Annotated in this window: 10 protein-coding genes; 2 read left to right on the forward strand and 8 right to left on the reverse strand. The window is 64.8% G+C overall.

What is annotated here, in order from left to right; all coding sequences use genetic code 11:
* From VN706_20480 to VN706_20515, 8 genes are all read right to left on the reverse strand, one after another.
* Positions 1-1,680: PQQ-binding-like beta-propeller repeat protein (locus VN706_20480; protein HXT18019.1), on the reverse strand; the 1,680-nt coding region annotated here is incomplete at its 3' end.
* Positions 1,681-1,913: 233 nt separating this feature from the next.
* Positions 1,914-2,237: a hypothetical protein gene (locus VN706_20485; protein ID HXT18020.1), complete on the reverse strand. Its 324-nt coding sequence runs from the start codon at positions 2,235-2,237 to the stop codon at positions 1,914-1,916.
* Positions 2,238-2,458: 221 nt separating this feature from the next.
* The gene (locus VN706_20490; protein HXT18021.1) at positions 2,459-3,181 is read right to left on the reverse strand and encodes an enoyl-CoA hydratase/isomerase family protein; all 723 of its coding nucleotides are present in this window, start codon (positions 3,179-3,181) and stop codon (positions 2,459-2,461) included.
* Positions 3,182-3,185: 4 nt separating this feature from the next.
* On the reverse strand, positions 3,186-4,064 hold the full coding sequence (locus tag VN706_20495; GenBank protein HXT18022.1) for an isocitrate lyase/PEP mutase family protein: 879 nt from the start codon (positions 4,062-4,064) through the stop codon (positions 3,186-3,188).
* The gene (locus VN706_20500; protein ID HXT18023.1) at positions 4,054-5,292 is read right to left on the reverse strand and encodes a CapA family protein; all 1,239 of its coding nucleotides are present in this window, start codon (positions 5,290-5,292) and stop codon (positions 4,054-4,056) included. The genes VN706_20495 and VN706_20500 overlap by 11 nt, the downstream gene beginning before the upstream one ends.
* A gap of 399 nt (positions 5,293-5,691) precedes the next feature.
* Positions 5,692-7,065 carry a trehalose-6-phosphate synthase gene (locus VN706_20505; GenBank protein ID HXT18024.1) on the reverse strand — a complete coding sequence of 458 codons (1,374 nt, stop codon included), beginning with the start codon at positions 7,063-7,065 and terminating at the stop codon, positions 5,692-5,694.
* A gap of 443 nt (positions 7,066-7,508) precedes the next feature.
* Positions 7,509-8,300 carry a trehalose-phosphatase gene (gene otsB, locus VN706_20510; protein ID HXT18025.1) on the reverse strand — a complete coding sequence of 264 codons (792 nt, stop codon included), beginning with the start codon at positions 8,298-8,300 and terminating at the stop codon, positions 7,509-7,511.
* Positions 8,301-8,351: 51 nt separating this feature from the next.
* The gene (locus VN706_20515; protein ID HXT18026.1) at positions 8,352-8,711 is read right to left on the reverse strand and encodes a Na+/H+ antiporter NhaA; all 360 of its coding nucleotides are present in this window, start codon (positions 8,709-8,711) and stop codon (positions 8,352-8,354) included.
* A 202-nt stretch (positions 8,712-8,913) separates the two neighbouring features.
* On the opposite strand from VN706_20515, the gene VN706_20520 reads away from it, so the two are divergent.
* Together VN706_20520 and VN706_20525 are read left to right on the forward strand one after the other, a co-directional pair.
* Positions 8,914-9,705, forward strand: a complete 792-nt coding sequence (locus tag VN706_20520) for a hypothetical protein (protein HXT18027.1) — start codon at positions 8,914-8,916, stop codon at positions 9,703-9,705.
* Positions 9,706-9,910: 205 nt separating this feature from the next.
* Positions 9,911-10,306 (forward strand): PAS domain S-box protein (locus VN706_20525; protein ID HXT18028.1); only part of this gene is annotated, 396 nt, incomplete at its 3' end.

Raw genomic sequence — 10,306 nt, forward strand, 5'->3', positions numbered from 1 at the left:
ACCGTTGACGGTTGTGTAGTCGCGCACGGTGTCGAAATCCCACAGGACTTTGCCGTCGGCAGTCGCGAAAGCGCGCAGATGGCCGTCGATCGACCCCGAGAACACGGCGTCGGCAGTCGCCGTCACGGCGGCGGGTTGCGCCGGACTGCAACCCAAGCGCGGCGGAACGCACGGCGCGCCCGGCGCGAACCAGACGCGGCTACCCGTGACGACGTCGAGCGCTGTGAGACCCCCGCCTTCATTCGGATCGAGTGGCGCGGAACCGATCGGTAACGCGCCGCTCACGCTCCGCAAACGCACGACGTCGGAAACGGCGGCGTAAACCTTGCGGCCGTCGCTCGCCGGTCCCCACTGCACTCCTCCGTTGGTTCCGCCGTTGCCGACGCGAGTCTCCCATAGCACCTCGCCGCGGTTCGCGGGGTCCAGCGCATAGACGACGCCGGATTTTTGTCCCGCCACGAGGATGTCGGCGCCGTTTGGTGCGCGCACTAAGATCGCCGAAGAGCCGAAGTCGTGATCCGGCCCCGCGTGCTCGGGGCAGTTCGAGCCGCGGCTTCCACACGACGAGTTGTATACGTCGTTCGGCGTCGTTTGCTGCGACCACACGATGCGGCCTGTTGCGAGCTCGAGCGCGACGACGGCATCGCTGGTCGCCGTCGCCGGGTGCGAATAGTTGTCGCCCGTGGTGACGTAGAGCAGGCCGCGCCGCTCGTCGACCGTCGGCGTCGACCAGATGCCCGCGCCCGACGTGCCGAACGTCGGCGTGCCTGTCGCGGTCCGCCCCGTTCGTATCGGCACGTCGACGAGATAGGTCTTCCAGAAGACGGACCCGTCGGTCACTCGCACGGCCGTGACGCTGCCGCGGAACGTGCAACATGGATACGCGGGGTCGGTCGCGCGCGTCTCTTCCCACGACGCGGCGGGGACGAACGCGACGCCGTCGTGCACGGCGAACGAGCCCGTGAGCCGCGCCGCCTCGTGCTCTTCGACGCGCGTTTGCCAGCGCGGCGCGCCATTTGCGGCATCGACGGCGTAGACGCCACCGTTCTGGTCGCTGAACACCAGCGTACGCTGCCAGTCTTGCGTCGCGACCGTCATCGCCGCGCGCACAGGACCGTTCGCTCGAAAGACCCAGTGCAGGCAGCCGGTCTTGGCGTCGAGCGCCTGCACCGCACCGCCGGCGCTACCGACGAACAATGTGCCGTTGAGCACGGTCGGCGCGGCGAACGCGATCACGTCGCCCGCAAAGCCATACGCCCATTTGAGCTCGAGCTTCGCGATGTCGGCCGCGCGCAGATTCGCTCGTTCGGGAGGTTGAAAACGGGCGTTGTCTTGGGAAGGCCCCCAACCAGTCCAGCTCGCTTGCGAGCCCCCGGACATGATCCTGACGTCGGGCGCGCAGAACGCGCTCGCCGGCAGCGCGGCGTCATCGCGGCCCTTGCCGAGAAACGCCGCGACGGCTTCGCGCTCGTCGCGTTTCATCGGGTACGCGATGCTCATCATCAAGCCGAAGTCGAGCGTACGCAGAATGCGCGCCGGCGACATCTCGGCCAGCGCAGCGCGCGTCGGGATGCGCTCGCCGGCCGGATCGTGGCACGCCGCGCAATACCTCGCATAGACCGCCGCACCAGACGCCTCTGCCTGCTCATCGCGGCGCTCCTGCGCGGAGACCTGAGTCACGATAGTGGCGATTGCGACGAATACAGAGAGCCGAGTTGCGCGCATGCCAAAGATCTCCAGCTGCGCGACGATCCCTGTCGGCCCCAGTGACTGCGAAACGCTCCGGCCATAGTTGCTGAAAACGCTGCGCCCTGTCGAGGGACGCGAGCCAACCGCCGACGATCTCGAACAGACGATCGCGCAGCGCGAGCGTCTCGCTCTCTCGAAGCGCGTTATGCCACGCCGCGACCGCGCTACCTGTCGATGATCACCGAGAACCCGGGCACGTTGAACATCACCGCGACGGAGAAGTTCGGCGCGGAGCGATCCGTCTTGCGAATCTTCACGTGCTCGCCGCCGTCCTTGTCGGACTCGTACGTCGGGGCGAGCACCGGCCGCAGGGCCGTCGCAATCGCCTCCGCGATGGCGTTCTCGCCCATGCCTCTCTTGAGCGCGACCGTCGCCTCTTTGGGAACGCCGCCCGATGGCGTGACTCGCACGATCAACGAGCCGTCCGCGTCCGCGCCGCTGTTGATCGAGATTCTCGCCTCTTCCAACAACGGGCCAGTCTGCGCCAAGGAACAAACCGCGAAGGCGTACGCTAACACTGCAATGGCCGTCCTCCAGATGTGCATAAAACGCTCCTCGTCTTGATTTGAGGCGCGGCCAACCGACCGCGCTTTACGCAGGAAGCCAGCAAACGCGCGCTCGGAGTAATTGGCCGAAGGTCTCACCCGCGAGTGATCGGCATCGAACCGCGACGAAATCCGGACCGACCGCTCCGTTTGTCTGACCACGGCTAACGCCGCGAACGGTCCGCGGCGGCGAGCGCAGCTAATAACGCTTGCCGCGCTGCCGCCATTGCCTCCTTCGGACGCGCCGCGCGTGTTTCGTAGTAGAGATCCCGGCCGAGCGCCACGATCTCGGGGTTGTGGCCACACGCTTCCTCCGCGAGCGCCACGGCCCGCGACAGCACTTCCGACTGCGCGACCGCCTCGTTGATCAGATGCAACGACGATGCCTCCGCGGCAGTCATGAAGCGGGCGCGGTAGATGATCTCGAACAACAACTTTTTTGGCAGCCCATCGCGCACCGTCGCGAGTGCTATGAACGGGAACAGGCCGTTCGCAGCTTCCGGTAGGCCGAACGTTGCGTCGTCCGCCGCGACCGCGAGATCGCATGCAACCATCACGGCGAAACCACCCGCGTGCGCGTCACCGTTCACGCCGGCGACGAGCGGCTTGCCGAGCTGCGACATCGCCTCGTCCATGTCGAGCAACGCGTCGGCATACGCGGCGCGGCCTTCGTCGGTTGGGCCGGCGCCGCGGTAGTCACCGCCTAGGCAGAAAACATCGCCGGCGCCAGTGAGCACGCATGCGCCGATCGTGGCGTCGTCGCGTGCCGCGCGAAGCGCTGCCGCCAGCTCGGCGGCGAGAGCGGTAGTCAAGCGATTGCCGTGGTCCGGCCGGTTCAACGTCAGGACGGCGACTCGACCTTGGCGCGTGACGACGATCGACGACATGAGCTCACGCGCCAAAGCGCTTGGCACGCGCCGCGACGTGGCGCAATCCGATGAAGTCATTGAACTCCTCGAACGGCGTGAGCCGGTCCGCGATTGCATTCGTCGTGCAACCCGCGCTCATGAACGTTTCCATCATCTCCTTGACGGCTTTGTGCATCGCCAGCATGGGCTCGACGGGGCACAGCGCGTAGTCAAACCCGAGCTCGTACACCTCTTTGAGCGATAGGTATGGGCTCTTGCCGGAGCGGACCATATTGAAAAGCAAAGGCTTGCCAAGCGGCTTGAGCCGCCGCGCGATCTCCTTCAGCTGATCGACGTTGCGGGGCGCGTCGACGTAGAGCCCGTCGGCGCCAACGGCTGCGTACGACGTCAAACGCCTGATCGCGTCATCGAGATCGGTGACACCCATCGCATCGGTGCGCGCCTCGACGAAGAAATCGGGATCGCGACGAGCTTCCAGCATTGCGCGCAGCTTCTGCTGCATCTCTTCCGCCGGAATCAGCTCCTTGCCGGCAAAGTGCCCACACTTCTTCGGCATGGCTTGATCTTCCAAGTGCAGCACGGAGGCGCCGGCCTCCTCCCACAGCTGAATCGTGCGCTGCGCATCGAGCGGGCCGCCGTAGCCTGTGTCCGCATCGGCGAAAACAGGCACCGTCGTGACACGGCAAATGCGGCGGATGTGCTCGAACATCTCCGTCTGCGTGAGCACGCCGAAGTCGGGCTGCCCAGCGACGATTGCGCTGGCAACGAAGCCGCTCACGTAGATTGCGGGCGCCCCGGCCTGCTCGGCGAGCTTCGCTGTCACCGCATCGTGCGCACCAAGACACACGAACGGCGGCTTCTCGAGCAACTCGCGAAAGCGAGCGGAACGACTATGGTCCATTATCCTGCCTCCCAACGTTTACGTGCTCGTTGCCGAGCTCGATGCTCGCGCTGCCGTCGCCGATCACGAGCCGCGTTCCAAACGGCCTCGAATATTCCGCGACGCGCTCGAGGATGTACCGCGCCTGCGGGCCTTCTGCTGCCGACGGCAGGCCGCGTGTGTGCAAGAACTCGTTGCTCGTGTATTGGCTGTGAACGTCCGGCTGGCCGTTGCCGACGTAGTTGAGTGCGATCGGCCGCAGCATGATCGAGCGGAGCGTCTTCTCCTCGAACTCGAGATACGCGACCACGCTTTCCCAGCTCATCGGTTCCGAGATGTACGTGATAGCCGGGGGCACGTTGTAGATGAAATTGCCGAGGCAGTAGAAGATCGGCTTGCCGCGAAAGATCTCGACGCCGTGCAACAGCGGCGCACCGTGCATGACTACGACGTCGGCGCCGGCTTCCACCTCCGCGTGTGTCCAATCCGTGAGCCATTTGTTCGGCGCGAGCCGTTCGGCCATGCCCTCGGAAAAAATCGTGCTGAACGACTTGTTCCCGAACACGTGGTTGTGCTGATACACGACGACGAGATCTGCACGCGCCCTCGCCTCGCGGATGGCATTGAGAATGCGCGCAGCGTCCTCGCGATTCGGAACGTTGGCCGGCGCACCGGGCAGGTCCGCGTTCGCCTCGTTGACGACATCTCCGGCCATCACGCGCAACTCGTTCACTCCGCGGCCGTCCGCGCGCGCCGCACCGCCCTCGGCAATGAGCCCCGAGGCACTCGCGACGAGTGCGACGGTCATGTCTCCGACACGGAGGTAGGCCGGCGACGCGGCCTGCTCGAGCGTGGCGCCCACGCCGGCGTGCGCGATGCCGCGACGCTCGACTTCTCGCAGAGTGTTGTCGATGCCCACCTCGTTGAGATCGAAGGCGTGGTTGTTCGACAACGCGAGCAGGTTGAAACCGAGCGTGCCGAGCGCGTCCAGCGCTTCCGCCGGCGCGAGAAATCCCCGCCCACCGCCCGTCACCGATTGTCCTGGCTCGGCGATCGCTCCCTCCAAGTTCGTGAAAACGACGTCGCCGCGCAGCAGCGGCCGGATTCTCGGGACGGCGTCTGGCGCCGTCGCGCGAAGGTCCGAGCGAATCATCGACTGGCCGGTCAACGTGATCGTCACGCCATCGGCGTACACCGGCCCGCACGCAAGCAACGCGCTGCCCATCCACGCTCGCAACGACAGTCTCATCGGACGCTCCCCTCGCTATCCCCGTCGGCTGACACTACAAGAGCGGTGAGCCGACCGGTACTGCGCTGCTAGTGCGTCCCGCTGGGTGAGGGCGCAGGGGCTGTGTCTGATCCGTGAGGTTGGCGACGACGATCTGCAACGGCGTAGGAACGCAAATCGCCTCACCCCGACCATCGATTCCTCGGTTAGCTATCGACGACGCGCTTCGGATCACTAGTCGGCGAGCGTGAGGGCGTCGCCGACCATGTAGCGTCTGTCCCGCAAATGGCGCTCGAGGACCGGCAGGAAGCGCGAGCTCCCAGCAAAGCCACCGCATGATGTCTGCGCGTGCACGCGCGTCATCCGGATACAGGGATCTGGACTGCCGGCTCGCAGACAGACGTTGATCGCGTTCGACTCTCAGCCGCATTGGCCACGCAACGAAGCTATGAAGGATTCGTGCCAATGCCGGATCGTGTTGCGATGGAGGGCCTCCAGCATCTTCGCGTGCCGTGCGCGGCGCTCCGCAAGGGGCAGCTCGAGCGCCTCGCGCAGCGCTGCAGCCACGGCGTGCTCGTCATACGGACTCACGAGTAGCGCGTCGGTGAGCTCGCGCGCCGCTCCCGCCATGTTCGACAGCACCAGTGCGCCGGGATTTTCCGGATCCTGCGCCGCGACGAACTCCTTAGCGACCAGATTCATGCCGTCGCGGACCGGCGTGACTGCACAGACGTTGGCGCGCCGCAGGAAGCCGAGCAGTACGTCGTGCGGAAAATCCCTGTTCAGATATCGAATCGGAGTCCAGTCGGTATCCGCATATTGCCCGTTCGTGTGACCCGCCGCCTTCTCGAGCGCATCGCGGATCTCGACGTACGCGGCTACGTTCATCCTGCTCAGAGGCGCGACTTGGATATACGTGATCTGACCGAGATATTCGGGACTCGACTCGAGCAAACGCCGATAGGCCGCGAAACGCTCGACGAGTCCCTTGCTGTAATCGAGACGATCGACACCGAGCAGCAGCTTGCGACCGAGCAGGCCTGCGACGAGACGCTGCACCTGATCGTCTCCCTGCGCGACTGCCGCGCGTGCGGCGATGCCGTCGACATCGACGCCGATCGGAAACACGCCGACACCGACGTTGCGCCCGTTGGCGACGACGTGCGTTGCGCTGTTCGCTTGCTCGCCGAAAACGTCGCTGACCGCAGACCGAAACGCCAGCAGATCCTGCTCTGTCTGAAAACCGACGAGATCGTATTGGCAGAGATCGCGAACGAGCTCGGTGTATACCGGCAGAACGCGGAGAACCTCGATGTGTGGAAATGGAATGTGCAGGAAGAAGCCGAGCGGTCCTTTCATTCCGTCGGCGCGCAGGTAGCGGGCCGCGGAGATCATTTGATAATCGTGGACCCAAATGGGGCTCGATGTGCTTCCGAGCCGCGCGACGACGGATGCGATGCGGCGATTGATCGCCTGATATGCCGCGTACTCGTTGACGTCATAGCGGAGACGCCCGGGAAAGTAGTGACACAGCGGCCAAAGAGACCCGTTGCAGAATCCCGAGTAGTACGCGTCGAACTCCGCTCGCGGCAGGTCGACCATGGCGTATCGGATGCCTCTTTCCTCGCTCACGCGCGGCGAGCTCCGAGGCTCATCGGCGAGGGTGCCGCTCCACCCCACCCACGTCCCCCCGCACTGGCGAAGCGCCGAAAGCACGCCGACCGCCAAGCCGCCTGGCGCGGTCGAGCTCTGAGGATGGTTGACGCGGTGGGAAACGATGATGAGCGGATTCACTGATCAAGCACTCCTTGGGCCGCGTTTGCCGGGAGTCGCATCGGCGGCCGCCGCGCGCGAGTTCCAGCTCCGCCGCATTGGTTTGCTCGCGGCAGGCCAGAGCACACCTTGCCGTCGAAGACGGCGCGTCGCGCGTGTCTTAGTACGACGCGCGCGACCCGTCGGGACTAATCGCACCGGCTCACGGGCAACGCATTGGACCGCGGTGCATCGAGTCGTAGCTCAGCTAGGCCCTGATCGAGATAGCGAGCGTCAGCGCGGTGGTTTGGACGCATCTCGGAATCGATGCGTCCAGGACGACGAGTTGTAGCGAGTTGATTCACGGTCGCACCGGCGCGCGGCTGGCGGCCCGACCAACCCTGAATCCTGTCGCACCGAAAAACTCGGCGAGACACCCTAAGGCAACTCTACCACGGTGAGATTGGGCAGCAACCCGGCCCGGTCTATCCCCTCTGTGCGGCGCGCCACCGTCGCAAAAACATCAGCAGCTCACCCGGCGGTTGCAGCCAAAGGTGGGCCGCCGTCTGTCGTAGCGCGTGCGAGACGAGCACGGCCGCGCCGGTGTCGGGAACCGCGCGGAACGCGTCCTCGTCCGCATAGTCGTCTCCGAGAAACGCGATGACGGCGTCCGAGCCGGCTTCAGCCACGACCGTGCGCACCGCGTCACCTTTGTCGTGGCCGGTCGCACACAATTCCATACCGCCGTCGAAATCGCGAAGAGCGAGCGCCGAGGGGCGACCCAATTTCGTCCATCGGTGCACGAGCGCTTCGCGAATCGAGCCGATCTCTTGCTCGCGTCGACCGCGCCAATGAAACGCGATGCTCGCAGGTTTCCGCTCCTCGCGCGCACCGAGCGCCATCAAATCCTGCGCCCATCCGTCCGCGACTACGAGGGCAGCGCGTGCTGCCTCCGGCAAAGCCCCGATTACGTAGCTGCCGTCGGGAAAGAGCCGTTCCCACCCATAAACGCCCCAGATCTCAGGACGTTCGCGCAGCGCAAGCAACGGCAGCAGGTCGCGTGTCCATCGACCGCTCACGATTACGAGGCGCGTTCGACCATTCGCCGTGAGCTCGTCTAGCGCTGGCACAATGCCAGGGTACGGCGCGGCTCGGGCTGGCTCGCGGCGAAACGGCGCGAGCGTGCCGTCGTAGTCGAGCATCAACACCGCTCGTGGCGCGCGAGACAGATCGACAAAGAACGTGTCGAGGTCAAAAGGCGTGCGTAGGATTCGCATTTCGCGCTAAACAGGCCGCTGATTAGCGTTCGACGCCGAAGTTCCGCAAGGTCAGTCCTTACCTGTCCCAGCGGAATCGCCGAACCAAATCCATCCGAGCACGACTGCGCTCAGGGCGGACGCGGATGACGCCACGAGTACGGCTAGCTTCGCGGTATCGAGGGCAGCCGGGGACTCGAATGCGAGATTCGCGATGAAGATCGCCATCGTGAAGCCGATTCCAGCGAGCACGGCTACCAGACCAAGTCCCCTTCTCCCAATATCCGCAGGCACGGCGCAGAGACCCGGATGCTGAGCAGCGGCGACGAGCGCGAACACGCCAAGCGGCTTGCCGAGTAACAAACCGAGGGTAACTCCTAACGCGATGCTTTGTGGAGCATCACCGGAAAGAGCCGTGTCGACAATCGGCACGCCGGCATTCGCGGCCTCCACGGTTGGCGGCCCGACCAACTCAGATCCTGACGGCTCGGACGAGACGCGGCACCCGAGGGCCTATCATCGCGCCACGGGCTAAGCTTGAGGACCCAGCCAGACGGCACGACACTGCCTCGCAACTGATCCGGCTCGGCCGGTGGAGTGCCCGATGCTCGAAAGGACCCGTGGACTAGTGACTATGCGCCAAGCAGCCGCTTTGCTCGCGGCGTCGCTGCTGTTTCCCGGCGCCGGCCACGGCCAAAGCGAGGACGAGCTCGCGAAGCAGCTCTCGAATCCCGTCTCGAGCCTGATCAGTGTTCCGTTTCAGCTCAATCACGACTTCGACATCGGCCCTGAAGACGGCGACCGCACGCTGCTCAACGTGCAACCGGTGATTCCGGTTTCGATCGACGCGAACTGGAACATGATCTCGCGCACGATCCTGCCCGTCATCACGCAAGACGACGCCGTTCCGTCTGGCGGTAGCCAATCGGGTATCGGCGACCTGGTCCAGAGTCTCTTCTTCTCGCCCAGAGCATCGACCGCCGGAGGCTGGACTTGGGGCGTCGGGCCCGTGCTCTCTCTACCGACGGCGAGCGACGACGCGCTTGGCAGCCAGAAGTGGGGCGCGGGGCCGACGGCGGTGGCGCTGAAACAGACGGCCGAGGGCTGGACGTATGGCGCGCTCGTGAATCACGTGGTGTCGTTCGCAGGCGACGCTTCGCGCGCGGACGTCAGCTCGACGTTTCTCCAACCGTTTCTCGCAAAAGGGATTGGCGGCGGCCGCACGCTCACCGTGAACTTCGAGTCGAGCTACGACTGGGAGAGCTCACAATGGACCGTGCCCGCGAACTTCACTTACAGCAAGGTCACGCGCGTTGGCGATCAGCTCGTGAGCTGGGCCGCCGGCGCACGCTATTACTTCGAGGCACCGAATTCCGGGCCGGAGTGGGGTTTGCGGTTCGTCTTCACGCTGCTCTATCCGCGATGAGTTGCGACCTCAGACGAACGCCCCAAGCGTCGATCAACTCGCAGGCGCTCGCTCGAAGGCGTATGCTGTCCGAGTCGTAGTGTCGTTTCTTGGAACGGACACGGCGGCGGCTCCTGAGCAGAACCTGAGCCATACCCCACCGGCTCGCGCGAACCTCCTTTGCTGCGCGTTACACCAACGCGGAAATCCGCATGGAGGCTTCGCTATGATTTCGAATTTCCCATCGTCGCTGCCGAGGAACGAAGCGCTCAGCGAAGATCGCTATCGCTTCCTGTTCGAATTCAGCCCTGCGGCCGTGTACTCCATCGACACGGCTGGCGTCATTCAGGACTTCAATCGTTGCGCCGCGGAGCTCTGGGGCCGTTCGCCCGAATTGGGCGACACCGACGAACGCTTTTGCGGATCCCACAAAATGTTTAGTCCCGACGGCACTTTCATGCCACACGACGAGTGTCCGATGGCCCAAGTCGTGGACGGAAGAGTCTCGGAGGTTACGAACGGCGAAGTCGTCATCCTTCGACCGGACGGCACGCGCGTGACTGTGATCGTGAACATTCGGCCGCTGAAGGGGCCGCGCGGAGAAATAGTCGGCGCGATCAAC

It is taken from the genome of Gemmatimonadaceae bacterium (assembly GCA_035606695.1).
In the GTDB taxonomy this organism is placed as follows: Bacteria; Gemmatimonadota; Gemmatimonadetes; order Gemmatimonadales; family Gemmatimonadaceae; genus JAQBQB01.